Source organism: Streptomyces sp. NPDC048337 (assembly GCF_043201175.1).
Taxonomy (GTDB): Bacteria; Actinomycetota; Actinomycetes; order Streptomycetales; family Streptomycetaceae; genus Streptomyces.
On the sequence record NZ_JBICYR010000005.1, the window covers coordinates 93848 to 118432 of the forward strand.

Genomic DNA, 24585 nt, shown 5'->3' on the forward strand with positions numbered 1-24585 from the left:
GGCGTTTGAGGCGCGGGGGCTGGGGCGGAGCCCCGGCACGGCGCCGCGGGCGCCCCTTGACGCTCCGCCTCCGATGCACCACCGATCCGACCGCCCGGCTCCGGCCGACCCCGCATCCGCCATCCGCCGGCCCGGCCGGCCCCGCGCGGCCCGACGGCCCCCGCCCATCCTCCCCCCACCTCAGAGGTGACCACGTTGTCCCAGCTCACCGTGAACTTCTCCGGCCTGACCGCCCGCAGTGGCCCCCTCTCCTTCGGCCACGCCAACATCGTCCGCGCCATCACCGTCGACGAGGACCCGACCCGGCTCAACCTGGCGATGGTCTTCGACGCGCCGACCGGAGAGGGCGCCGATTCCGGACTCGACCGGATCGCCGCCCAGTTGCGCACCCTGATCGAGCGCCACGAGGCCCTGCGCACCACCTACCCGCCGGCCACCCCGCCCCGCCAGCAGGTCGCCGCCGAAGGCCACCTCACCGTCGAGCTCGTCGAAACCGCCGGCGACCCCCTCGAAACCGCCGAGCGCACCGCCCGCCGGCTGCGCGCCCGGCCCTTCGCCCTCGACGCCGAACTGCCCTTCCGCGCGGCCGTCGTCACCATCGGCGGCGTCCCCCGCCACCTGGTCTGGGTCGTCACCCACGCCGCCATGGACGTGGCCGCCTGCGAGACCCTGCACGCCGAGTGGGCCGCGCTGTCCGCGGGCCGGCCGCTGCCTCCCGCGGGCCTCCAGCCGATCGACGTGGTCGCCCTGGAGCAGAGCCCGACCATCGCCCGTCTGGGGCAGGGCGCACTGCGCTACTGGCAGGCCCAGCTGGAACGCGTACCGCAGGCGATGTTCACTCCCCCGCACGACGCCCCGGCCAAGACCTCCTGGCTGCACGCCGGGCTCAGCATCCGGTCCAGTACCGCCCCCGCCCACCTGGAAGCCGTCGCCGAGCGGACCGGGGCCAGCCCCTCCGCCGTCGCCCTGGCCGCGCTCGTCACCCTGGTGGGCCACCGCACCGGGCACCGCACCGTGGTCACCACCTCGCTGTCCGGCAACCGGGTGGTGCGCGCCCTGCGCGGCTTCTTCGGCTCGCTGGCGCAGGACGCCCTGCTCCCCGTCGCCTTCGACGGGACGGAGACGGAAGGCGGGACCACCGGCGCGCTGGACACCTTCGACGCCGTGGTACGCCAGGTCCGTTCCGCCGCCCTGCCCGCCTACCGCAGCAGCTGGTTCGACCCCACGGCCGTCTGGCAGGTCATCAACGGCGTCAGCGGCGAGCGCGGCATTTCCTTCGCCCGCGACCTCGTCTTCAACGACATGAGCGCCCTGGCCACCGCGGCCGGCTCCCCCGACCAGTCCGCCCTGGGCCGGCTGCCCGCCGTGTGGATCCCCGGTCACCAGCCCCCGCCGGAGGAGGACCCGCAGGTGGGCGGCGCCCTGACCTGGCTGCCCGCCGAGGACATACCCTGCCGCTTCTTCGCCTGCCTCTACCGCATGGACGAGGAGTTCGAGCTCACCCTCTGGGTCGACCCGCAGACCCTCGACAAGGACGAGGCCGAGGAGTTCGGACGCGCCCTGCTGCACCTGCTGCGGGCCGCCGCCGAAGGGGACGTGCCGCTGTCCGGCCTGCCGGACCTGACCCGCCTCGCCCCCGTCTCCCGCGGGCCGGGCTGGCTGCTCAGCGACCGCTCCTGGATCGAGACCGACGCCGTACGGGCGCTGATGGCCGAGGTGATGGGCGACGCGCCGCACCTGGTCGTCGCCGAGCCCGACGCGCGCGGGGGCCACCGCCTGGTGTGCCACCTCACCGCCCCCGCCAGCCCCGAGGCCGTCCACGAGCGCACCCTGCTCGCCCTGCCCGGCCGGGTCACCGCCCTGGCCCCGCACCACTACGTCGTCCACCCCACCGCCCCCGCATCCGGCCAGGCCGCCGACCCCGCCGCCTGGACCGCCCTGCCCGTCACCGCCGCATCCACCGGCCGCCCCCAAGGACGTGACCACGCGTGAGCGCCGACACCGACACCCTCGCCGACGACACCCCGGCCGACCCGAAGGCCACCGAGTCCAAGGCCACCGGCCCGAACCCCGCCGCACCCCTGTGGACCACCAACTTCCGCCTCTACTTCGGGGCCCGCACCAGCTCCCTCCTCGGCGACGCCATGCTTCCCGTGGCCCTCTCCGTCGGTCTCCTCGAAGCCGGCTACGGCAGCGCCGGCGTGGGCTACGCCCTCGGTGCCTGGATGGGCGCCCTCGCCCTGTGCATGCTCTTCGGCGGAGTGCTGGCCGACCGGTTCACCCCGCGCCGCATGATGGTCATCGCCGACCTGGCGCGGCTGGTGATCCAGGCCGCGATGGCCCTCATGTTCCTCACCGACCGCACCTCGCTCTGGGTGATCGTCCTCCTCCAGGCCCTCAGCGGCGCCGCCACCGCCCTGTTCCAGCCCGGAGTGGCGAGCATGGTTCCCCAGGTCGCCGCCGACGTACAGCGCGCCAACGGCGTCCTGCGGATCGCCGAGTCCAGCGCCGGCGTCCTCGGCCCGGCCCTCGCCGGTGTGCTGGTCGGCTTCTCCGGGGCCGGCACGGTCTTCGCGATCTACGCCGCCACGTACGCCATCAGCGGCGGCTGCCTCTTCGGGCTGCGGCTGACCTCCGCCACCCCGGCGGGCGAAGGCTCCTTCCTGCACCAGCTCGCCACGGGCTGGCAGGAGTTCCGGGCCCGGAGCTGGCTGTGGGGCGTCATCTCCACCTTCCTGCTGTACGGGTGCTTCGTGGCCGGAGTCTCCCTGCCGGTCGGCGCCGACCTCGTCGTCGACGGCCTCGGCTCCACCGGCCTGGGCATCGCCATGGCCGCCCTCGGCGGCGGCGGAGTCCTCGGCGGCCTGGCCGCCATCAAGGTCCGCCCCACCCGCCCCCTCGCCGTCGGCTCGATCGGCTGGGCCCTGTTCGCCCTCAACCCGGCGGTCACGGCCATCCGCCCCGGCATCGTCCTGCTCTGCCTGGTCTGGGCGCTCTCCGGGGCCGGCCTCGCCTTCTGGGCCGTCATCTGGACCACCACCGTGCAGACGCAGATCCCCGCCGAACTCCTCAACCGCGTCTACGCCTACGACGTGGCCGGGTCCCTCGTGTCGATGGCCCTCGGCCGCTCCCTGGCCGGGCCCCTCTCCTCCCTGACCGGACAGCGGCCGCTGATGGTGTTCGCCACCCTGCTCGGCCTGCTCTGCACCCTGACTCTGCTCGCCGTACCCGCCATCCGGCGACTGCGCGCCGTGCCGTCCGGCACGCCGGCCGCCGAGGACAGCACGAGGAGTTGACGATCATGGACAGCACCGCCGCTCGGAGCCTGCTCGCCGAGCCCGGACCGGACGGCACCGTGGACGAGTTCGCCGTCCGGGTCTACGAGCACGCCCTCGGCCGCCGGGCCGTCACCCCCGAGGCACTGGTCCGCGAACTGAACGCCCCGCGCCGCCGCGTCGACGAGGCCGTGCGCGTGCTGCGCGGGCTGCGGCTGGTCAAGGACGCGGCCGGCCGCCGGGGCGAGCTGGTCGCCGTGGACACCGAGGCCGCCCAGGTCGAGCTCCTCGTACCGCTGGAGCAGGCCATCCACGACAACCGCCGCCGGCTGGCGGGGGTCAAGGGCCAACTGCACTCCTTCATGGAGGCCTTCAACAGCAACCGCCGCGACCGGCCGCGCGGCGAGAGCGTGGTCGTCACCGACGATCCCGAGGAGATCCGGCTGCGACTGCTGGAGGCAGCGCAGCAGTGCACCGGCGAAATCCTGCTGATGCAGCCCTGCGTTGCCCGGGAGCACACCGAACTGCGGCACGCCCACCCGCTGATCCTCGAAGCGCTCCGGCGCGGGGTCCGCACCCGGGCGCTCTACCCCCACACGGCGCGCGGCGACGCCGCCACCCGGGCCCGGGTACGGGTCCTGACCGAGGCGGGCGGGGAGGTGCGCACCTCTCGCGAGATCCACGGGCGCTTCCTCGCCTTCGACCGCAAGGTCGCCTTCGTGCCCGCCGACGCGGCCGACGCCGAGGCCGGTGTCGCGATCGTCTACGAGCCCAGCGTGGCGACCTTCCTCGGCACCATCCACGATCTGGTGTGGCAGTCCGCGTTCCGCCTGGAGGCGGGCGCGGTCGGCTACGCGGACACCCTCGACGACCTGCGGTCCACCATCCTGGAGCTGCTGGCCTCGGGCATCAAGGACGAGGTCGTCGCCCGCCGGATCGGCATGTCCGACCGGTCCTTCCGCCGCCATGTCGCCGCCATCATGCAGGACCTGGCCGCGGAGAGCCGGTTCCAGGCTGGGGTCAGGGCCGCGCAGGCGGGGCTGGTCGGCTCCGCACGGGAGCGGCGGGACCAGCGGCTGCACGCCCTGATGGCGATGGAGGAGCCCGCATGAGCCGCTACGCCCGCCTCGCCTACACCCCGGCGGTCCGCGAGGTCCAGTACGAGATGGGCAGCGGGCGGGCGGCGGGCCGCCGGCTGGCCGTCCCGGCCGAGGAGCCGGACCCGCTCACCGAGAACGAGGCGGCCTTCATCACCGGTCTCGACGGCTTCCTCCTCGCCACGACCGGCGAAACGGGCTGGCCCTACGTGCAGTTCCGCGGCGGCCCGGCCGGCTTCGTCCACGTCCTGGACGCGACCACCCTCGGCTACGCCGACGTCGGCGGCAACCGCCAGTACATCACCACCGGGAACCTGCGCGGCAGTACGAAGGCGGCGCTGTTCTTCATCGACCACGCGCACCGCACGCGGCTGAAGCTCTACGGGCACGCCGTCGCGGTGCCCGTCGACCGGGCCCCCGCCGAGCTCGTCCGGCGGCTGTCCGCACCCCGTACCGAGGGCCGGGTGGAGCGGCTGGTGACCATCGCGGTGGAGGGCTGGGACTGGAACTGCCCGCGCCACATCACCCCCCGCTACAGCGAAGCGGAACTGGCGCGGGCACTCGATCCGGTGCGGTCCCGCATGGCGGACCTGGAGGCGGAGAACGCGGCCCTGCGCGCCGAACTCGCCGCGCTGCGCGGGACGTGAGGCGTGCGGGCACGCGCGAAGGCCCGCCGGGAGGATTCCCGGCGGGCCTTCGTGCGGGGCGGGCGCGGGCTCAGCCGGGGCGCCGCTGGGCCAGCAGCCAGTCGTACACCTCGGGGTTGTCGTAGGTCCGCGTCCACGCGTCGTGCCCGACGCCCGGATACCGGGTGTACTGGGCCTCGTTGCCCCGCTCGCGCAGGGCGGCCACCACCTTGTCGGTGTGGGCGACCGGGATGTTGAGGTCGTCCTCGCCGTGGAAGGCCCACACCGGCAGCATGCCGATCCGGTCGGCGGCCTCGGGCATCCACGAGCCGCAGATCGGCGCGGCGGCCGCGAACCGCTCGGGGTAGCGCGCGGTGATGGCCCACGTCCCGGCCCCGCCCATGCTCAGGCCGGTGACGTAGGTGCGGTCCGGGTCCGCCCGGTAGCGCGTGCCCACCTCCTCCAGCAGCGCGTACACGCCGCTGATCTCGCAGGCCCAGGTGCTGTACGCCGGACACTGCGGCGCCACCACGATGAACGGCAGTTCGGCGCCCTCGGCGAGCTGCTTGACCGGTCCGTGCGCGACGAGGTCCATCGGGTCGTCGCCCCGCTCCGAGGCGCCGTGCAGGAAGAGCAGAACAGGCCATTTCCGGGCCTCGTCCTCCCGGTAGCCGCCCGGCAGGTGCAGCAGGTACGGGAGGCTGTTGCCGGTGTCATCGACTTTGAATACGTGGGTTTGCAGAACTGTGGTCACACACACCTGCCTCGAAATGGTGGGGCGGAATTCCGGAGTTCAGCATCCCGCCCCCGTCCGGGGCTGTCAACGCATCATGCGGATCCCCGGCGGAGCCCGCCGCAATACTTCCGGGGAAAAGCGTCCAGAACTTCCCCCCGCACCCCAACCCTCGTACGACTGCACCCGTTTACACAGGTCAAAGGGTGTGCCCGAGAGCGCCGGAAGGCCCTTCTCCCTGTGGCCGCGCTATGGCCGGAGCAATACCGGGCCCGACTAGTCTTCTTCCGTACATTCACTCCCGCCAAATCCGCGCCATCACGATAATCGCGTGCCCGAATTCAAGCCTGCTGAGGGTGGACACATTGGAAACACAATCCGGCAGCCCCTTCGGAGTGGACGGCTCCGCCGACCTGGACGTCGTCGTATTCGACGGCGGCCTCGGCGACCGGTACGTCCTGGAGGCCGAGGACCGCTACCGCGCCGCCTTCCCCGGCGCGGAGATCACCCACACCGCGGTCCCCGACATCCGGGCCGCCCTCCAACCCCGCTTCGACGTCGGCACGCCGCCCGACCTCCTCGACAACACGGGGCCCGAATCCCTGCCGACGGCCGCACTGGCCGCGGCCGGGGCCCTGACGGACCTGCGCCCCCTGCTGGCCGTCCCCTCCGTAGACGACCCGGCCCGTACGGTCGGCGAGACGCTGATCGACGGCGTCGCGCAGAAGGGCAGGTTCGGCGGAGAGGAGGTGTGGGCCCTCAACTACGCCTACAGCGTCTTCGGCCTCTGGTACTCGGAGCGGCTGCTGGAGGAGCACGGGTGGAGCTATCCGAGGACCTGGGACGAGATGCTGGCGCTGTGCGCGGCCGCCGCGCGGCAGGGCATCGCGGGCTGGACCTACCCGGGCCGGTACCCCTTCTACCTCCAGTGGACCCTGTACCCCTTCATCGCCAAGATCGGCGGCCCCGCGGTGATGAAGGCCATCGAGAACCTGGAACCGAACGCCTGGCACCATCCGGCCGTCCGGCAGGCCTTCGAGGCGTACCACGAGCTGGCGGCGAAGGGCTACGTCCTGCCCGGCACGCCCGAGCTGGACCACACCCGGTCCCAGACCGCCTGGACCGAGGGCAAGGCCCTGTTCATCCCCAACGGCACGTGGGTGGAGAAGGAGGCCGCTGCCACGACCCCGCCGGGCTTCCGGATGGCGGTCGCCGCTCCCCCGGGGCTCGACTCCTCCGACGCGATGCCCTTCGAGACCATCTGGGCCCAGGTCGGCGAGGCGTACGTCGTCCCGCGTGACGCGGCCAACCCGCAGGGCGGCCTGGAACTGCTGCGGCTGATGCTGGCCCGGGACTCCGCCCGGAACTTCTCCCGCACCTCGTCCTCCCTGACCACCGTACGGGGAGCCGCCGAGGGCATGGACCTGCCGCCGGGCCTCGCCTCGGCGAGCGCCCTGGCCGCGGCGGCCGGCGCCCATGCGATCGCGCCGCGCACCGACTGGTACCAGACCCTCAACCGCGAGGTCATCGCGGGCCTGATCGGCGAGATGATGGCCGGCCGCCTGTCCCCGTCCGAGACCCTCACCCGCATCCAGCAGGCCGCGGACCGCACCGCGATGGACCCCTCCGTCCCCAAGTACCGCCACCCCTGACCCGCGTGCCCGACGCCCTACGGGACGGTCGAGAGGTCGATGCGGAACATGCCGCGGCCGTGGGTGACGCAGACCAGAGTCTCGTCCATCCAGAAGAGGTCGTCGACCGAGCAGTTGGTCGGCCCCTCGTTCGTCGGGGACCATGTCGCCCCGGCGTCCTCGCTCGCGAAGAGGCCGACCTCCGTGCCGCAGTAGAGGAATCCGGTGCGGCGCGGGTGGAGGGCGAGGGCGCGGATCGGGGCGTCGGGGAGGAGGGCCGCCAGGTCGTCCCAGCGGGAGCCGCCGTCCTGGGTCACCCACAGGTTGTCCGGCTCGTAGCCGCCGAAGGCGACGTAGGCGGTGTCCGCGTCCGCCGGGTGGGCGGTGACGGACGTGCAGTAGCGCCGCGGCCGCAGCGGGTGGGTGCCGGTGACGCCGAGGCGGGACCAGGTGGGGGTGGCGGCCGTGCCGTTGGTGGTGCGGAAGACCATGCCGTTCTCGTGGCCCACCCAGATCACGTCGGAGTTGCCCGGCGCCACCGCGATCGCGCTGATCAGAGATCCGGCGGCGGGTTTGACGGCCCGCCAGCTCGGCCCCGAGTTCACCGTGTTGGGCCGCTTCGCGTCGTTCGTGCGCCACAGGGAGAGGCCGCCCGCCAGCAGCCGGTCCGCGTTGTTCGGGTCCAGTACGAACGGGGCGATGAACAGCGCGTCGCGGTTCATGGCGTCCGTGATCCGGAACGGCACCGGCTTCCAGTCCAGGTCCCCCGTCGCGGGGTTCGGGAACTGGCCGTGGATGAAGGTGTTGCCGGGGATGTCCTCCGTGGTGCCGCCGTCGGTGTTGCGGTGGATGGCCAGGTGGACGTACTCGCCGTACAGGACGTTCGGGTCGGTCGGGTCCGCGGCGCACCAGCCGCCGTCACCGCCGAAGAAGGAGACCCAGCCCTCGGTGCCGGCCGCCGGGTCGAAGCAGATCGTTCCGTTGTCCTGCGCACCGCCGATGATCTTCCCGCTGATGGTGTTGCCGGCGCCGCCGAAGAACTGGGTGACCCCGTAGTTGTTGACCAGTTCCGTCCAGCCGTCGACGAACGGCGGTTCGGGTTCGTTGCCCACGTCCGCGAGGTCCGCCGCCTTGAACACTCCGCCGTCGTTGCCGAAGAACACCGTCCGGTTGGCGACCCCGTCGTAGCCGGGGTGCGAGACGATGGCGTGGTGGTCGGCGTGTGCCGACGCGGGGTGCCACCACGTACTGATCTCGGCCACCCGGTCGCCACCGTCCGTACTGCGCCACAGGTTGATCCCGCCCGCGATGACGAGGTTCTCGTCGGTCGGATCACCGGCCCAGATCGTGTTGTCGTACCAGCCCTGGTCGCCCAGGTACTCCGCCTTGCGCCCCTCCGGGTCCCGCGTCTTCCTGCGCCGGTACGTCTCACCGCCGTCGTCCGACCGCCACAGCTCCCCGGTGTCCATCTGGACCGACGCGTACACGACGTCCGGGTTCTTCGCCGCGTACGCGAGCTCCACCCGGCCCACCCACTGCCCGTGGGCGGCGGCCTCCCAGGTGCGGCCCCCGTCCTTGCTGAACCACGCCTCGCCGACGTCCAGCGAGCCCGCCACCGCACGGCCGTTGTCCCGCGGATCGAAGGCGACGTACCCGACCGGGACGTCCAGGACCCGCGTCCACCGCGCCCGCGCCGGACCGGAGCTGCGGAAGACGCCGGTCGCGGTGGACACGAGGAGCACGGCCCCCGTCCCCGACACCGCGATCCGGGTCACGAACTGGAAGTCCGGGGTCTGGGTCGATTCGATCGGGGCCCAGCCGGCCTGGTCGGTGGTGCGGAACACGCCGTTGCCGCGCAGCGCGTCGCCGTTCGAGAAGCCCTCGCCCGTGCCGACGTAGATCGTCGAGGGGTCGGCGGGGTCCATCGCGATGCACGAGCAGGCGAGGTTGCCGAGGAAGTCGTCGACGGGCGCCCAGCCGGTGCCGCCGTCCTTCGTGTGCCATACGCCGCCGCCCGCGCTCACGGCCCACATCCGGCGCGGCTGGGTCGGGTGGATCGCGATGCCGCGGGTGCGGCCGCCGATGTTGCCCGGCCCGAGCCATTCCCAGCGGGTCAGGGACATCCCGGCGGTCGGCGAGGGCCGGCCCGCGGCCCCCCGTCCGCGGCCGCCTCCGGGGCCCGTCGGAATGCCCGCCGTGACCCGGCGCCGCGCGGTGCTCCGCAGCCGGGACTCCGTCTGCCTGAGCGCCGTCCCGAGCGCGTGCGGGGCCACCGTGCCGTCGTCCCCGCGCTGCTGATCGAGCCGGAAGCGCTCACGGGCGGCGGGCATGTCCGGATAGTTGAGGCGCCGCAGCGCCCGCTGCATCCGCGCCTCGGGAAGGCTTTCGAGGGTCGCGTTCGTCGTCCCCCGGCTCTCGCGCAGCAACCGCACCTGCTCGACGGTGATGTGCTTGGCCTCGGCCAGCTGCTTGTCCGACATGGCCATGATGGGCTCCTGCGGGTGTACGGGGTGGAGTTGGGGTCACGGGCGGAACCTGCGGGCACGGCTCTCGACCGTCCGGTCCAGGACCATCTCCCAGACGGGTGAGGCGGTGGCCGGGTCCACGGCGCGCAGGAGGAGCGCTGCCTCGCCGCCCGAGCCCGTGCGCACGACCGACTCGACGCGCAGCTCGCCTACCTGGGCGTACTCCAGCACGTCGGGGGCGGGTGCGGGGGCGGGGGCGGGCCGAGACGGGGGCCGGTCGGCCGACTCGGTCAGCGGCTCCACCGAGGGAGGGTCGCCCGACAGATCGACGCGCAGCGCCCCGTACGCCTCGTGCGCCTGTTCGGCGGCCGCGCGCGGACTCGGCGACGCCCCGCCCGCGTACCACGATCGCGCGCTCCATCGGATGACGAGCCGGTCATCACCTTCCTCTTCGGTGTCCACGGTGAACCCGGGTGAGTCGTCGAGGGCCGGGCGCACCCACGTCGGCAACACGACCTCCGGAGAGGTCCAACGCTCCTCCCCGGTCCCGGCGTCGAGCACGACCACCCGCGGCGCTCGCGAGGCCTCGATGCGCAGGGCGACCACGACGCCCGCACCGGCGCCGCCACCGCCGAGCAGCGCGCACGGCCGCAGGCCGCTGCCGTGGCGCCACCGCACGGCGCCGGTCGCGGGGTCGAGCGCGATGAGGGTGCCGCCCCGGTCGTGCACGACCGCACGGCGGCCCTCCCCGTCGACCACTCCGCGCGGGAAACCGGGCACGACGGGTCATCCCCTGGCTGTTGTCACATCCGGCCACAGGACATGGCTCGGTATTCATCGTCCCGCCGGCGGGGAGGGGCGGCAACCGGAGCCGCCGGGGCCCATTGCCTCCCATATCACCCCGGTGCCGGGGAACGATCTACCTACCGGGGCCCTGGGCAACTAGCCTGTGGCCCCACGGGAGGGGAATCGAGACATGGAACGACTGGGTGCCGCCGATCCGTTACGGATCGGGCCGTACGCCCTTGCCGGACGGCTCGGCGCGGGTGGCATGGGGGAGGTGTACCTCGGCCGCTCGGCCGGCGGCCGGACGGTGGCGGTGAAGGTCGTACGGCCCGACCTGGCACGGGATCCGGCCTTCCGGAACCGGTTCCGGCGGGAGGTCGCGGCGGCCCGGCGGGTGTCGGGGGCGTTCACGGCCCCGGTGGTGGACGCCGACACGGACGCCGAAGTCCCGTGGATGGCGACCTCGTTCGTCGTCGGACTCTCGCTGCACAAGGCGGTCGCCGCCCACGGCCCGCTGCCCGAGGACGCGTTACGGATGCTGACGGCCGGCCTCGCGGAGGCCCTGGTCTCGGTGCACGCGGCCGAGGTGATCCACCGCGACCTGAAGCCCGGCAACGTCCTCCTGGCCCTGGACGGGCCGCACGTGATCGACTTCGGCATCGCCAGCGCCACCGACGGGACGGTCCTCACCTCCACCGGGTCGGTGATCGGCTCGGCCCCCTACATGTCGCCGGAGCAGGCGATGGGGCAGCATCTCACCCCGGCGAGCGACCTGTTCTCCCTCGGCTCCACGGTCGCCTTCGCCGCGAGCGGCGCGAGCCCCTTCGGGGACGGCGCGGGGGCCGCCGTCCTGTTCCGGGTGGTCCACACCGACCCGAACCTGGCCGCCCTCCCGCCGAGCCTGCGGCCGTTGATCGAGCGCTGCCTCGCCAAGGACCCCGGCCGGCGCCCCACCCCGCGCGAGGTGATCGCGTACGTCGAGCAGGGCGAGCGCCCCCGCCCCTCGGCCGGCTGGCTCCCCGAGCCGGTGGCGGCGGACGTCCTCGCCCTGCGGGCGGTGCTCACGGCGCTGCCCGGACCGGACCCCGCGGAAGCGCCCACCGCCGCCCTCGCACCCCCCGCACCGACGATGCCGCTCACCGGCCCGACGCAGGTCCTCCCCGGCGGCTCCGGGACGGTGCCGGAGCAGACCCTGCCGGGCCTCGGCCCGAGCCGCCGCAAGCTGCTCCTCGGCCTGGCCGGCGGGACCCTCGCCGTCGGCGGCGGCGGGACCGTGTGGGCGCTGAACCGGGACACCTCCAGGGGAGCCGGCGGCTCGCCCCGCCCCTCGGCGAACGACGTCCCCGACGCGAAGCTGGCCTGGCAGGTGCACGCGCCCGCCGGCAGCACCCAGGTGCTCTCCGCGAACGGGATCGTCGCGTGCGTGACCCTGAACCAGATCTGGGCGGTCGACTACCAGGGCCGCCCCAAGTGGACCGTGAGCAGCAAGGACCACGGCCTCACCTTCAATGTCACAGGGCCCCTCCCAAGGAACATCGCCGCCATGGACGGCGGCCGCCTCTACGTGGGCGGGACCACCGGCATCCAGCCGGCCGATCCGAAGTCCCCTCCCAGGACCGCCGTCCTCAGCATGGGCCTGGCCGACGGCAAGGACCCCTGGAAGGCCACGCTGAACGAGGTGGGCGGCCTGGGGGTGTCCGGCTTCTGCGGCATCCGCGACGGCCGCGCCCACGCGATCTCCATGACGTACCAGGAGGGAGGCGTGACCGGGGGATTCGGCGTGTGGGCGCTCGACCTCGCCACGCGCGGCACCGCCTGGTACCACACCGCGGAGACGCTGCCCGCCCTGTGGGCCCTGCCGCACACCGGCGGCGGCGCACTGTACGCCGGCGCGGAGAAACTGGTCGCGCTCGACGCGAAGGGCAGCGTCGCCTGGACGAAGGGATACAAGCCCGCCACGGTCGCCGCCGCGGGCCGGTACTTCGTCCTCGTCGACGCCGCGGGCACGATGTCCGCCCTGGAACCCGCGACCGGCCGGCAGGCGTGGAAGTCCGCTGGCGCCGTCGGCATGTCCGCACGGGGCGACGGCATCGCCACCGACGAACAGGGCGGCGTCCTGTACGCCCTGTGGCGGGACAAGGACGGCGGCCGCTCCCTGGCCGCCCTGGAGTCCGCGACCGGCAAGACCAAGTGGAAGGCGCCGCTCCCGGCCGAACCCAAGGACTCGGCCGCCTTCGGGGCCCGCCTGCTGTACTCCGACGGGAACGTCTACCGGATGGGGGCGGACTGCGTGCTGTGGGCCTTCGACGCCTCGAACGGCAAGTTCCGCTGGAAGTTCACCGGTTGGAAGGACACCGACCCCCTGAGCCTCGCCTGGACCGCCGGCGACGGCCGGCTCGTCCTGTCCAACCCGGGCACGACGACCGTCGCCGCCCTGAACGCGAACGGAGCCTGAGGATGCAGCCGTTGGAACCACAGGACGCGCAGGAACCCCAGGGCCCACGGCCGCCGCTGGAGCCGCTGGACCCCTCCGACCCGCTGCGGATCGGCCCGTACGCGCTGCTCGGCCGGCTGGGCGCCGGAGGCATGGGCGCGGTGTACCTCGGGCGTTCGGCCGGCGGCCGGACGGTCGCGGTGAAGCTCGTACGGCCGGAACTGGCCGCCGACGCGGACTTCCGGGCCCGGTTCCGGGCCGAGGTGACGGCCGCGCGCGCCGTCTCCGGCGCCTTCACCGCGCCGGTCGTGGACGCCGACCCCGACGGCCCGGTGCCGTGGATGGCGACGGCCTTCGTGCCGGGCGTGTCCCTGGGGCGGGCGGTGGCGATCGGCGGCCCGTTACCGGAGTCGGCGCTGGGCTCGCTCGCCGCCGGCATCGCCGAGGCACTGGAGTCCATCCACGCGGCCGGGCTGACCCACCGTGACCTCAAGCCGGGCAACGTGCTGCTCGCCCTGGACGGCCCGCACGTCATCGACTTCGGGATCGCACGGGCCACGGACGGCACGGCCCTGACGGCCACCGGGATGATCCTCGGCACGCCCTCGTACATGTCGCCGGAGCAGGCCACGGCCGCCCCGCTCGGCCCGGCGAGCGACGTGTTCTCGCTGGGGGCGACCCTCGCGTTCGCCTCGCGCGGCTCGGGGGTGTTCGACGGCGGACGGCCCGTGGACGTCCTCAAGCGGGTGGTACGGGAGGAGCCGGACCTGTCGGCCGTGCCGGACTCGCTGCGGCTCCTGGTCTCCGCCTGTCTGTCGAAGGACCCCGCCGACCGGCCCACCCCGCGCGAGGTGGTCCAGTACGTCGAAAGGGTCGCGGCCCCGCGCCCCGCGGGGGCGTGGCTACCGCCCGCCCTGATCACCGCGATCGAGGAGGCGGCGGCGGTGATGGCACCGGCGGTGACCGCCTCCACTCCCCCACCCGGGGGGAACGCTCCGGCTCCCCCGTACGCGCCACAGCCCGGACTCCAGCCCGCGGATCAGCCCGCGGACCAGCCGGTCCCGACGCCCCCGCCGAGCGGTCCCAGCCGTCGCCGCCTGCTGCTCGGGGTCGCGGCCGGGACGGTGGCGCTGGCCGGCGGCGGCACGGGGCTCGGGCTGTGGCTCACGCGCGACGGCTCCGGGAAGTCCTCCGGCGCCAAGTCCTCCTCCCACGCCCTCACCGACCCGGAGCGCCCGCTCGGCACCGAGGTGACCGCGACCCCGTTGTGGACGGCTCCGGTCGCCGAACCCCTCGTACAGATCGCGGGCGAGGGCGAGACGGTCCTCGCGCTCAGCGCCAAGAACATCTGGGCCGTCGGCCGGACCGGCGCCCCGCTCTGGGGCCCGCTGGCCAAGCCGGGTGACCCGGTCTACGCACCCCTCATCACCAACGTCGCGGCCATCGGCGGGGGCCTGGTCTTCACCGTCGCTCCCGCCGGCGCGAGCGTGACCTCCAAGATCCTGCGGGCGATCCGCCTCGACAACGGCGCCGAGGCGTGGACCCTGCCGCTGCCGCAGCAGACGGCGACCAACGTGTCGGTGCTCGGTCTCCTGGACGGGCAGGTCTACATCACCGGCACGTCGACCACGATGACCATGAACCCCTCCGCCGATCCCAAGGACAAGTTCCAGTACCGCAGCGGGCCGTTCGTCTGCACCGTGGACCCCGCGCAGCGGAAGGTCACCTGGGCGGTGAACATCACGGACCCGGACACGCAGTACAGCCAGGGCAAACTGTTCCTGCCGTCTTCCGGTAACCAGCTGATGTGGGTGAGCGCCAACACCGACGGAAGCGCCCCCAAGATCGCGGGCATCCCGATCGGCGGCCAGGGGAGGGGCACCTGGGAGCAGCCCGCCCCCGGCGCCGCGGGAAGCAGGATGGACGCCATCATGCAGGGCGCCGGAGGCTGGGCCGACGGCGCGCACTCCTCGGCCGGCGGCTTCTTCCTCCACGTCACCGACGGCCTCTACGCCATCGACCCGGCCAACGGCCAGGTCGCCTGGCAGTCCCCGAAGGTGCCGTTCAAGGCGGTGGTGGCGAGCCCCGACGGAAAGACCGTCTACGCCGCCGGGCGCGGAACCGGCCTGAAGGCACTCTCGATCCTCGTCTACGCCTTCGACGCGGCGAACGGCAACGTGCGCTGGGCGGGCGCGATCGACGGCGGCGTGAACATCGGCATGCTGGGCCTCCAGAGCGCCGACGACACCGTCTACCTGGCGGCGGGCGGCAAGATGTGGGCCATGAACGCCCAGGACGGCAAAGCCCGTTGGACGTACGAGCTGAACGCGACCGTGACGTACAGCCAGGTCCCGCTCTGGGCGGGCGGCGGACGCGTGTACGGGAACGGCCCGAAGGGCCTGGTGGCCATCAGCGCGTCCGGGACGACGACTTCCTGAGCCCGTCGGGACGTACAACTCCCCCAGACCGCAACTGTGGCCCTCTTGGGCGATTGAACAAGCATTTGCCAGCCGATTTACGAACCCAGCCTCGCGGATGCAGGATGCACAGTGCTGAAGTGTGCGTCCGGTTGTCGGTGTCCGAAGGAGCTGGGAATGACAGTGCGCTCGGAGCGTGTGGACGGCACGCGGCAGTGGCTGCGGGGCCTCGAGGTGTTCGCGGGCCCGCTGCCGGAGTTCGACCCGGCGGCGGCGCCGGCCGAGCCGGTACGGCTCTTCCTCTCCTGGCTGCTCGAAGCCGTGGCGGACGGCGTGCGCGATCCGCACGCCATGACCCTGTCCACGGTCGACTCCGCGGGCGATCCCGACGCCCGCGTGCTGATCCTCAAGGGGGTGGACGGCTCGGGCTGGCAGTTCGCCGCGCACGCCTTCAGCCCGAAGGGCGGCCAGCTCGCCTGCCACCCGCGCGCGGCGCTCACCTTCTACTGGCCGGAGCACGGCCGCCAGGTGAGGATCCGCGGCATCGTGACCCCCGGCTCGGCGGAGGACAACGCCGCCGACTTCCTCGGCCGCTCGCGCACGGCCCGCGCCGAGTCCCTGCTGGCCCGCCAGAGCCAGTACCTGATGGACACCGCGGAGCGCGACCGGGCCCTGGAGAAGTCCCTGGCCCTGATCGACAAGGAACCCTCGCTCGTCGACTCCGCGTGGACGCTCTACACCCTCGCCCCCACCGAGGTCGAGTTCTGGCAGGCCGCGAGGAGCCGCATCCACACCCGACTGCGTTACGAGCGCACCGCCGACGGCTGGGACCGCTTCCAGCTCTGGTCGTAGCGACCATGAACACACGCACCCAGGACGGCAGCGCCGACCTCGCGTCCGGGGCCTGAGGCCAGCGCTTCAGCAGTTACAAGCTGAATGTGGATTTTTGCTCGCAGATGCTGGCCACTCTGGCAGATTCACCTCTTGAATGATTCACTGTCCCCAGACAGGCCAACCTGGCCGGTTTCCGCACGCGCCCCCGGACCGCTTGGCGGCTCTCGCTGTCACGGCGGGCGTGGTGAGGAAGCCCCTGCTCGCCGATCGCGGTGTTCGGAGAGCAGGGGCTCCGTCATTCCGTCGGGCGGTTTCGGCGCGGAGCCGCCATGGCTCGTACGTAAGGAGTGGCCGGTGGCAGTCGTCATCCTGCAGCACACACCAGAGGCACGCCCCCACGCCCTCTGCGCCGCCGTGGCAGCCGCCGGGCTGGACCTGCGCGCGTACCGGGCATGGACGGGCGACCTGCCCGACGACCTCGCCGGAGTCGACGCACTGGTGGTGGCGGACGGCCCGAAGGTGACCCGCTCCGCGGAGCTCGCGCTGCTGCGCGGCGCGCTGGCGGCCGAGGTGCCCGTACTCGGGCTCGGCGAGGGCGCACAGCTGCTGGCCGTGGCGGCGGGCGGTGCCGCCCGCTCGGCGTCGAGCCCTTCCGACGCGCCGAGCGGCCCGAGCGGCTGGGGGCCGCTGGGGCTCACCCCGGCGGCGGGCTCGGATCCGCTGTTCGCCAGTACGCCCGCGCGGTCGCAGGTACTGCACCGGGACGGCGACTGCGTGGAACTGCCCGCGCAGGCCGTGGTCCTGGCCTCGGACGAGCACCACCCCGTACAGGCGTTCCGCATCGGCGCCAGTGCCTGGGGCGTGCGGTTCCCCCTCGGGGAGTCGAACACCGCGCCCGCCCTCCCTGAGCCGTGGCAGGAGCGCGTACTGGCACGGTTCGCGGCGCTGGTGGCGGCCCGCGCCGAACACACCGCCACCCGCGCCTTCTTCACCCGGCGGGCCGGCGCGTGGGAGGACCGCTTCGCCTACCAGACCCCGGCCTACGAAGCCGCGGTCGCCCGTATGGAACTGCCGCGCGGCGCGGCCGCGTTGGATCTGGGCTGCGGCACCGGACGGGCGATGCCCGCCCTGCGCGCACAGGTCGGCGCCGAGGGCACGGTCCTCGGGGTCGACGTCACCCACGCCATGCTCACCGCGGCCGCCGGCATCGGCCGCGTCGACTGCGGGCAGCTGCTCCTGGCCGACTGCGCCCGACTCCCCCTCCCCACGGCATCGGTGCACGGCATCTTCGCGGCGGGCCTCCTCGACCACCTGCCCCACCCGCGCACCGCGCTGCGCGAGTGGGCGCGCGTCAGCGCCGACGACGGCGTGCTCCTCCTCTTCCACCCGTCGGGCCGTGCCGAGCGGGCGGCCCGCCACGGGCGCCCCCTGAGCGCCGACGACCCGCTCGCCGAACCGAACCTCCGGCCGGTGCTGCACACCACGGGATGGCGGCTGACCGTCTACGACGACGCCGAGCACCACTTCCTCGCCCGTGCCGTCCGCGCGCGGTGACCGTGTGGACGCCTTCAAACCCTGGGCGGCCGTATTTCCCTCCGATGGCCTACCCCGACTGGCCCCTTGGGACCGACGGCCCTCTCATGGACTGGGGGCCCGCTCCCCGCCCGCTCACTCGCAGAAAGGCACGCCCATGTACGAAATGCGCGCCGAGTCCACCGCCGACCGATGCGAACTGATCTGGCACGTCGTTGCCAAGGCCCCGATGGCCGGCACCCTCTGTGGAGGTCTCATCGCACCGGACGCGTTCGCGACCGGGCCCGCGGTCACCGCGGCAACCGAACGCTACTGCGACCCCTGCATGACCGCCTTCGGAACGGTCCTGCGGACGTCGGCCGAACCAAGCGGCCACAAGGACCCCGCGTAGTCGTGCCCGGGCGGATCCGCTGCGGCGGGTGTGGGGCGATCCGCCTCGGGTAGGCGCACGGGATGGCCTTCCGACACCCGGCGGAGAAGAGCGGGGGCCGAGGCCGGGCCGGCCGCTTCGCGAGGCTCGCCGAGCCGGCCTCCGATTTCACGAGCTCCGCCACCTTCTCCCTGCTGTGCCTGCCCTGGTGGCCGGTCTGGTGGTCGTCCACGTCCTGGGCCCGCCCACCGAGTGGCAGCACCTCGCCGGCGACTCCATCGGCGCGGTTTCCCTGCTGCTGCCGGCCTTGCCGAAGAACTCCGAGCGACGCGCCGAACACGCCGTCCAGCGCAAGCGCGACGCCAGCGCCGCGGCCCTCCTGCAGCAGCAGGAGGGCAAGCAGAGCGAGGCCCCCCACGCCGTCCACTCCATGGGTACGGCCGCCACGGCCGGACCGCCCGCCGCGGCGGCGTATCCGGCCCGGTCGGTGAAGAGCGCCGCGCCGTGCCCCAGGCTCTCCGCCACGGCCGGAACCGCGCCGACGAGCAGGCCCAGCGCCAGCAGCACGGCCGGGACCGCCACCATGGGCGGGCGCGGCGACCGCCGGGCGGCCCGGACCTCCGGTCCCTCGCCCTCGCCCGTGGTCCCGGCATCGCGCGGGCCGGAGCGCGGCCGCTGCCCCGCGCCACGGAAGATCCGGGCCGCCGCCCCGAGCAGGGTGGCTCCCGTCACCGCGGAGGTCAGCAGGTAGACCGGGGTCAGCCCGAGGCCCGCCGCCTCCTCGCCGAGCGCCTTGCCCAGCCCGGGGCCGAAGGGCGGCAGGCCGGCCAGTACCAGGGCTGCTCAGGAGCACCAGGGCTGCCGCGCTCGTGAGGACACGTCCGACACCGGTCCACAGCAGCACGGTCGACAGGGCGGACACGAAGGCCATCTCGGCCGTCCCCGGACGGCGGGTGGGCACCGGCGAAGCGGGTGAAGACCAGGACCCCGGCCGGGGAGAGCGCGGCGAACACGAGGGCCAGGTCCTGGTACGAGGAGCGGTGGAAGGCCATGGGCAGCACCAGGAGGACGGCGCCTGTCACCGTACCCGCCAGGCACAGCCCGGCCAGTCGGCGCACCGCGCTGCCGCGGGCCGCCGCCCGGCAGCACCAGCGCGGCGGCCGACCACGTGGTGGCGGGTACGGCGCTCATCGCGTGCCGTCCCGGCGGCCCACCGCGCGCTCCGGCCCGCCCGACGAATCCCTGAAGGTGTGTACGACGGCCTCCGCGGGTCCCTCGGACGGCTCGGGCAGATCGACGACGCAGGTGTCGGCGGACCACCCCAGAGCCACCCCCGCCCATCCCGGATCGGCTCCCGTGCGCAGCCGGACGCGCCGGATCCGGCCCACCCGCACCGCCGGCCGGGCGATCACCCGTACGAGGGTGCCGAGGCCGGCGACGGCTGCGAAGGCCAGCGACGCACAGGCCCGCAGGGCTCGCGACGTCCCGCGCACCCGCACGCCGGCCGCCCGCCGCATCCGCAGGGCCACGGCGGCCGCGCCGGCCGCCGCGGCGCCGGCCACCAGCAGTTCGACGGGGTCGACGGCGCTGATCGCCACCAGGGCGATGCCCGTGAGAGCGCCCCACCAGCCGAGGAACTCGACCACCACGCCGCGCACCCTGATTCCTCCCCTCGATCGGGCCTCCCTGGGCCCGCGGACACAGATTCCTACGCCCCGCGCTGTCAGCAGATCCGTGGCAGTTGCTCCCCGATCGGCAGGTCGACCACGCGGGTGCCGCCGAGGCCCGTGCGGGCCACGACCAGACCGGGGTGGGCCTCGACCGCCTCGCCGATCACGGCGGCGCGCCGGCCCAGCGGGTGGTCGCGCATCGCGTCGAGTACGTCCTCGGCGTGTTCGCGGGGTACGAACGCCACCAGGTAGGCGGCCGGGCTCCGCTCATGGCCAGGTCGTTGACCGTGCCGTTGACCGAGAGGTCTCCGATGCTGCAGGCATGCGTGCGCGGACCAGACCGCGCGGGGAACGGCCGTCTTCAGCATCGGCGCCAGGACGAGGTCCGGCCGGTGGCGGCGGACGGCCTCGGCCAGGACGTCGCGGACAGGGCGAGTTCGAAGGACACGTGGTGGCCGTGGTCCCTCAGTTCGGCGTGGACCCGCTGGGTGAGGCTGTTGAAGGCGCCGGCGGCGAGCAGGACGTGCACGTGATCTCCCGTCGGCCGGAACGGGTACGGCCGCTGGCGATCGTCGGCCGCGGCCGCCCGTCGGGCGTCGAGGCCCTGCGGGGATGTCACTCGGAAGGGGGCTCGCGGGCCGCCACCTGGTGGATGCGCCGCGAAAGGGCCGGGCCCGTCGGGTGACGGGACCGGCCCTTTCCGCTGTCGGCGGGTCAGACGCGGTCGGCCGCGATCAGGACGTACTGGAAGGAGCCGTCCTTGTAGGACTCGATGAACGCCTCTTCGATGCCCGTGACCAGCGAAGACGTGGCCCGCAGCTCCCAGTAGGGCAGGGTCGCGGGGGTCAGGTCGACGACGGCCTGCGGTACGAGACGGTTGTCGGCCATGGCGCGCAGGTACTCGCGGCGGGAGTGGATGTTGCACTCGAAGTGCGCGTTGATCTGGGAGACCCACTTCGAGGGCTGGCCGTAACGCGGGTTCCAGCAGCCGGTGATAGTCACGTAGCGGCCGCCGACCGCGAGGACGCGGGCGTGCTCGGCGAAGAGGTCGTGCAGGTCGACGTACATGCTCGACTCGTTGTTCCACGAGGCCGCGGCCTGCCCGGTCTCGAAGGGCGTGCTCAGCATGTTGCAGACGCGGGCCCGGACGTGGTCCTCGATGCCGAGTTCGCGGGCCCGCTGGTTGGCGAAGTCGGCCTGCTTGGCCGACAGGGTGACGCCCTCGACCTTGCATCCGAAGCGCTGGTGGGCCATGACCATCGAGCCGCCGCGGCCACAGCCGGCGTCCACGAGGGTGTCGCCCTGCCCGATGGGGCCGAGGTGGTCCAGGAGCAGTTCGGCCTGTGCCGACTCCAGGCGGTGGAGTTCGGCAACCAGCTTCTTCTCGTACTCGCTGTCGGCGGTGTCGCCGAGGGCGGCGTGGTCGATGTCGCCGATGCCGTAGTGGTGGTGGTAAAGGCCGTCGACATCGCCGAGCCGCAGGTTCACGGGCCTGGCCTCGTTGTTCCAGTAGCGGGCGATGTCCCCCTGGTAGGGCGTCGCAGGGGCGGGGATGATCACGGAAGTGCCGGTAGAGGGCGCGGTGGTGGTGAGATCGGTGCTAGTCACGGATAAGTCCATCCTTACCAGAAGTCGGGCAGGGTGTAGCGGTAGGTGTTGCTCATGTGCCAGTAGTGGTTGCCGTCGACCCACACGGCCACGCCGCGCAGGAAGCGCAGGACCCGCGGGTCGGGGCAGGAGACGGCCAGCTCGGCGGAGGCCGCCTCGAACTCGTGCATGAGGTCGTTGTGGACCTCGACCGCCTTCAGGTAGGCCTCCTTGTCGGAGAGGCCCTCCCGTTCGGCGATGACCACCGGCAGGTTCAGGTGCTTGCCGCGGGCCTCGAGTTCCTTGGTGTACGAGTACAGGTCGTTGGCGATGGTGGTGGCGTTCCCCGCGAGCGCGATGACCCGCTGCATGGCGGGCTGCGCGTGCAGGTCCGCCGGCAGTTCGTAGCCGCCGACGGTGTCGGTGATGGTGGGGCAGGGGCGGAAGTTGTTGAACTGGCGCATCGCCAGGTACTCGGACACCTCCGGGACGTAGTTCGTCTCGGCCCAGGCCGCTTCGGCGAGGTACCCCATGTGCAGCCGGGCCATGTCGTGCCGGAACCGGTCGGCCTGGGAGGGGGTGGCCGCCTGGACGAAGTACTCCATGGCGGAGCGGTAGGAGCGCCGCGGGGCGTCCGAGAGGAGCGACTCCTCCCATGCGGGCGCGTATTCCTTCGTCGTGTGGACCGGGTCGAGGGCGGTGTGCGCCAGCAGAAGCCTTCCGCCCAGTCCTACGGGCGAACCGCCGTGGTCCTCGCAGTAGACGTCGTCGACCACGTTCTCGGCGACCATCAGCCGCGTGGCGAGCATCAGGTGGTCCATGGTCGGGGCATCGGGGTGGCAGGCGACCATGTAGCGGCCCACGGAGAAGCCGTCGAACTGGTCCTCCCACTCCGGGGGGTACGCCTGGACCTCGTCCACCGCCCATCGCTTGATCCTCCGGCTGACCTCCTCCACCCGCGCCGGGTCGGGCTCCGGAACCGGGTGGTAGTAGAGGCCCGGGATCGGATTGCCCGCCGCCGGTGCCGCCGCCTTCGGCTCCGGGGGTACCGGAAGCTCCTCGCGCCGGCCCCAGTGCAGGCTCTCCGTGCCCAGACCGCTGGGTCCGCGCAGGATCCGTTCCAGGGCGGGAGCGGCCTGCCGTACGGTGTCCGCGCCTTCCTGCGGTACTGCCGGACCGGCCCCGGTGGCGGGGAAGGGGGCGGGGCCGGACGGCAGCACGGGCGGCGACGGCGGGACGGGCAGGACGCCGGCGGCGGCTTCGGCACCGGAGGCCTGGGCGGTGACGAGGACGTGGGCTCCGAATCGGGCCGCAGCGCCGGGCAGGCTCGACTGCAGCGGGGAAGGCCCGGGATCGGGCATCCGTGGCTCCTTGATGAGATGGGTGGGCTGTTCCGGATCCCGGGCATGCTCGGTAGACCCGGGAGGGTCCGGGCTGTCGTGGGCCGTCGGGTGGGTCCGCTAGTCGCGCCTGCGGGCGATCTGCACGTTCTCCAGCACGCCGAGCGCGTCGGGCACCAGGACCGCGGCGGAGTAGTAGGTGGAGACGAGGTAGGAGATGATCGACCGTTCGTCGATGCCCATGAAGCGCACCGACAGGCCCGGCTCGTACTCCTCCGGCAGACCGGTCTGCCGCAGGCCGATGACGCCCTGGTTGTCCTCACCCGTACGCATGGCGATGACCGAGCTGGTGTTGTCCTTGGTGATCGGGATCTTGTTGCAGGGCAGGATCGGGACCCCGCGCCAGGCCGGGACGGACTGCCCGCCGACGTCGACGTGGTCCGGGTAGAGCCCGCGGGAGTTGAGCTCGCGCCCGATCGCCGCGATCGTGCGGGGGTGGGCGAGGAAGAGCTTGGTGCCGCGGCGGCGGCAGAGCAGCTCGTCGAGGTCGTCCGGGGTGGGCGGGCCGGAGTGGGTCTGGATGCGCTGCTTGAAGTCGGCGTTGTGGAGCAGGCCGAACTCCCTGTTGTTGACCAGCTCGTGCTCCTGGCGCTCGCGCAGCGCCTCGATGGTGAGCCGGAGCTGCTCCTCGGTCTGGTTGTGCGGGCCGTTGTAGAGGTCGGCGACGCGGGTGTGGATCCGCAGCACGGTCTGCGCGATGGAGAGTTCGTACTCGCGGGGCTTGAGCTCGTAGTCGACGAAGGCGCCGGGCAGTTCGGCCTCGCCCGTGTGGCCGGCCGACATCGCGATCTCGGCTTCGCCGTGCTTGTTCTGCCGCTGGTGGGGCAGCGAGCTGAACCGCTGGATGTGCGCCTGGAGGCTGGGTGCCGAGGACAGCACGGCGGCGAACTCGGTGCGGGACAGGGTGAGCAGGGTGCCGGGGGTCTCGGCGGTGGCCGTGTAGTCCCACGTGGCGTCGGCGTCGAGCAGGGCGTTCTCGCCGAACGACGCTCCGTCCGCGAGTACGGCCACGGCGACCGCGTCCCCGTATTTGCCGACGGAGGTCTGGTTGATCCGGCCGTGGGCGATCAGGTGGATCTGCTCGGCGGGGGTGCCGCGCTCGACCAGTACCTCGCCGGCCCGGAAGTCGCGCTGGACGCAGCGGCCGGCGAGCGCGGTCAGCACCTCTTCGTCGTCGAAGCCGCGGAGCAGGGCCAGTTCGCCGAGCTCGCGCGGGATCACCCGGACGTCGCCGCCGTCCTGGATGAACTCGATGCGTCCGTCGCCGACGGTGTAGCTCAGCCGGCGGTTCACCCGGTAGGTGCCGCCCTTGGTCTCCACCCACGGGAGCATCCGCAGCAGCCACCGGGAGGTGATCTCCTGCATCTGCGGAGCGGACTTGGTCGTGCTGGCAAGGTTGCGGGCGGCCGCCGTGCTCAGGCTGGACTGCTGGGGCGGCTCCAGCTGCGCTTCCGGGCTGGTGTCAACGGTCATCGGTCGAGCTCTCCTTAAGGGCGGTGACCGGCATGGGTGCACGTCACCGGTGAAAGAGGAAAAAGAGGGCGAATATCCGGGAATCCGTCCAGATCCGGGGGAACATTAACGGCCCCTACGTCCAGTCGACCTTGAGAAACCCCCGCCATTACCTCGATGCAGTGATCTTGTCCCGCATCGTGTTTGCGGGGGCGGCCGACGGCATTCGGCCAGGTCCGGAGGCGTGGCGCCCCGCGGCCGGCGTCACGACACGC

The 24585-nt window shown here is 73.1% G+C and carries 19 protein-coding genes and 2 pseudogenes; 11 read left to right on the forward strand and 10 right to left on the reverse strand.

Features of this window, described 5'->3' with window-relative positions; genetic code table 11:
- Window positions 1-195 precede the first annotated feature (195 nt).
- The 4 genes from ACGFYU_RS10515 to ACGFYU_RS10530 are packed head-to-tail and all read left to right on the forward strand — an operon-like array spanning window position 196 to window position 5019.
- Complete coding sequence (locus ACGFYU_RS10515) at window positions 196-1992, forward strand: condensation domain-containing protein (protein ID WP_393826878.1); 1797 nt, start codon at window positions 196-198, stop codon at window positions 1990-1992.
- The gene (locus tag ACGFYU_RS10520; protein WP_393826879.1) at window positions 1989-3296 is read left to right on the forward strand and encodes an MFS transporter; all 1308 of its coding nucleotides are present in this window, start codon (window positions 1989-1991) and stop codon (window positions 3294-3296) included. The genes ACGFYU_RS10515 and ACGFYU_RS10520 overlap by 4 nt, the downstream gene beginning before the upstream one ends.
- Before the next feature lie 5 nt (window positions 3297-3301).
- Window positions 3302-4387, forward strand: coding sequence for a LuxR family transcriptional regulator (locus ACGFYU_RS10525; RefSeq protein ID WP_393826880.1), 1086 nt, complete (start codon window positions 3302-3304; stop codon window positions 4385-4387).
- Complete coding sequence (locus ACGFYU_RS10530; RefSeq protein ID WP_393826881.1) at window positions 4384-5019, forward strand: pyridoxamine 5'-phosphate oxidase family protein; 636 nt, start codon at window positions 4384-4386, stop codon at window positions 5017-5019. The genes ACGFYU_RS10525 and ACGFYU_RS10530 overlap by 4 nt, the downstream gene beginning before the upstream one ends.
- A gap of 70 nt (window positions 5020-5089) precedes the next feature.
- Here the strand turns inward: ACGFYU_RS10530 and ACGFYU_RS10535 are convergent, their stop codons facing one another.
- Window positions 5090-5752 (reverse strand): prolyl oligopeptidase family serine peptidase, encoded by a 663-nt coding sequence (locus tag ACGFYU_RS10535; protein ID WP_393826882.1) that lies wholly within the window; start codon window positions 5750-5752, stop codon window positions 5090-5092.
- Between the two features lie 335 nt (window positions 5753-6087).
- On the opposite strand from ACGFYU_RS10535, the gene ngcE reads away from it, so the two are divergent.
- A complete protein-coding gene (ngcE, locus tag ACGFYU_RS10540; protein ID WP_393826883.1) occupies window positions 6088-7383 on the forward strand; it encodes an N-acetylglucosamine/diacetylchitobiose ABC transporter substrate-binding protein in 1296 nt (431 codons plus the stop codon).
- A gap of 17 nt (window positions 7384-7400) precedes the next feature.
- On the opposite strand, the gene ACGFYU_RS10545 is transcribed toward ngcE, so the two are convergent.
- Window positions 7401-9848, reverse strand: a complete 2448-nt coding sequence (locus ACGFYU_RS10545) for a WD40/YVTN/BNR-like repeat-containing protein (protein WP_393826884.1) — start codon at window positions 9846-9848, stop codon at window positions 7401-7403.
- 36 nt (window positions 9849-9884) lie between these two features.
- Window positions 9885-10607 carry a PQQ-binding-like beta-propeller repeat protein gene (locus ACGFYU_RS10550; RefSeq protein ID WP_393826885.1) on the reverse strand — a complete coding sequence of 241 codons (723 nt, stop codon included), beginning with the start codon at window positions 10605-10607 and terminating at the stop codon, window positions 9885-9887.
- Window positions 10608-10803: 196 nt separating this feature from the next.
- On the opposite strand from ACGFYU_RS10550, the gene ACGFYU_RS10555 reads away from it, so the two are divergent.
- The 6 genes from ACGFYU_RS10555 (at window position 10804) to ACGFYU_RS10580 (ending at window position 18952) form a co-directional block, all read left to right on the forward strand.
- Window positions 10804-13068 (forward strand): protein kinase, encoded by a 2265-nt coding sequence (locus ACGFYU_RS10555; protein WP_393826886.1) that lies wholly within the window; start codon window positions 10804-10806, stop codon window positions 13066-13068.
- An 11-nt stretch (window positions 13069-13079) separates the two neighbouring features.
- Complete coding sequence (locus ACGFYU_RS10560) at window positions 13080-15485, forward strand: PQQ-binding-like beta-propeller repeat protein (protein WP_393826887.1); 2406 nt, start codon at window positions 13080-13082, stop codon at window positions 15483-15485.
- Window positions 15486-15641: 156 nt separating this feature from the next.
- Window positions 15642-16316, forward strand: a complete 675-nt coding sequence (locus ACGFYU_RS10565) for a pyridoxal 5'-phosphate synthase (protein WP_393826888.1) — start codon at window positions 15642-15644, stop codon at window positions 16314-16316.
- A gap of 336 nt (window positions 16317-16652) precedes the next feature.
- Window positions 16653-17852 carry a methyltransferase domain-containing protein gene (locus tag ACGFYU_RS10570; protein ID WP_393826889.1) on the forward strand — a complete coding sequence of 400 codons (1200 nt, stop codon included), beginning with the start codon at window positions 16653-16655 and terminating at the stop codon, window positions 17850-17852.
- A gap of 136 nt (window positions 17853-17988) precedes the next feature.
- Window positions 17989-18222 carry a hypothetical protein gene (locus tag ACGFYU_RS10575; protein WP_393826890.1) on the forward strand — a complete coding sequence of 78 codons (234 nt, stop codon included), beginning with the start codon at window positions 17989-17991 and terminating at the stop codon, window positions 18220-18222.
- A gap of 175 nt (window positions 18223-18397) precedes the next feature.
- On the forward strand, window positions 18398-18952 hold the full coding sequence (locus tag ACGFYU_RS10580; protein WP_393826891.1) for a hypothetical protein: 555 nt from the start codon (window positions 18398-18400) through the stop codon (window positions 18950-18952).
- A gap of 7 nt (window positions 18953-18959) precedes the next feature.
- Here the strand turns inward: ACGFYU_RS10580 and ACGFYU_RS10585 are convergent, their stop codons facing one another.
- The 7 genes and pseudogenes from ACGFYU_RS10585 to ACGFYU_RS10615 form a co-directional block, all read right to left on the reverse strand.
- On the reverse strand, window positions 18960-19319 hold the full coding sequence (locus tag ACGFYU_RS10585; RefSeq protein ID WP_393826892.1) for a monovalent cation/H+ antiporter complex subunit F: 360 nt from the start codon (window positions 19317-19319) through the stop codon (window positions 18960-18962).
- A 69-nt stretch (window positions 19320-19388) separates the two neighbouring features.
- Complete coding sequence (locus tag ACGFYU_RS10590) at window positions 19389-19859, reverse strand: hypothetical protein (RefSeq protein ID WP_393826893.1); 471 nt, start codon at window positions 19857-19859, stop codon at window positions 19389-19391.
- Between the two features lie 65 nt (window positions 19860-19924).
- Window positions 19925-20119: pseudogene (locus ACGFYU_RS10595) on the reverse strand (hydrogenase expression/formation protein HypE); the annotation flags it as partial.
- A 42-nt stretch (window positions 20120-20161) separates the two neighbouring features.
- Window positions 20162-20400, reverse strand: a pseudogene (locus ACGFYU_RS10600) (hydrogenase maturation protein); the annotation flags it as partial.
- Window positions 20401-20585: 185 nt separating this feature from the next.
- Complete coding sequence (locus ACGFYU_RS10605) at window positions 20586-21491, reverse strand: geranyl diphosphate 2-C-methyltransferase (RefSeq protein ID WP_393826894.1); 906 nt, start codon at window positions 21489-21491, stop codon at window positions 20586-20588.
- A gap of 2 nt (window positions 21492-21493) precedes the next feature.
- The gene (locus ACGFYU_RS10610) at window positions 21494-22819 is read right to left on the reverse strand and encodes a family 2 encapsulin nanocompartment cargo protein terpene cyclase (RefSeq protein ID WP_393826895.1); all 1326 of its coding nucleotides are present in this window, start codon (window positions 22817-22819) and stop codon (window positions 21494-21496) included.
- A 99-nt stretch (window positions 22820-22918) separates the two neighbouring features.
- Complete coding sequence (locus tag ACGFYU_RS10615) at window positions 22919-24331, reverse strand: family 2B encapsulin nanocompartment shell protein (RefSeq protein WP_393826896.1); 1413 nt, start codon at window positions 24329-24331, stop codon at window positions 22919-22921.
- Between the last annotated feature and the right edge of the window lie 254 nt (window positions 24332-24585).

What these genes read in the sequence shown, in the direction of transcription:
- ACGFYU_RS10525 (WP_393826880.1), top strand. Translation starts at nt 3,302, where the DNA reads ATGGACAGCACCGCCGCTCGGAGCCTGCTCGCCGAGCCCGGACCGGAC.
- ACGFYU_RS10530 (WP_393826881.1), top strand. Translation starts at nt 4,384, where the DNA reads ATGAGCCGCTACGCCCGCCTCGCCTACACCCCGGCGGTCCGCGAGGTC.
- ACGFYU_RS10545 (WP_393826884.1), bottom strand. Translation starts at nt 9,848, where the DNA reads ATGGCCATGTCGGACAAGCAGCTGGCCGAGGCCAAGCACATCACCGTC.
- ACGFYU_RS10555 (WP_393826886.1), top strand. Translation starts at nt 10,804, where the DNA reads ATGGAACGACTGGGTGCCGCCGATCCGTTACGGATCGGGCCGTACGCC.
- ACGFYU_RS10565 (WP_393826888.1), top strand. Translation starts at nt 15,642, where the DNA reads ATGACAGTGCGCTCGGAGCGTGTGGACGGCACGCGGCAGTGGCTGCGG.
- ACGFYU_RS10575 (WP_393826890.1), top strand. Translation starts at nt 17,989, where the DNA reads ATGTACGAAATGCGCGCCGAGTCCACCGCCGACCGATGCGAACTGATC.
- ACGFYU_RS10605 (WP_393826894.1), bottom strand. Translation starts at nt 21,491, where the DNA reads ATGGACTTATCCGTGACTAGCACCGATCTCACCACCACCGCGCCCTCT.
- ACGFYU_RS10610 (WP_393826895.1), bottom strand. Translation starts at nt 22,819, where the DNA reads ATGCCCGATCCCGGGCCTTCCCCGCTGCAGTCGAGCCTGCCCGGCGCT.
- ACGFYU_RS10615 (WP_393826896.1), bottom strand. Translation starts at nt 24,331, where the DNA reads ATGACCGTTGACACCAGCCCGGAAGCGCAGCTGGAGCCGCCCCAGCAG.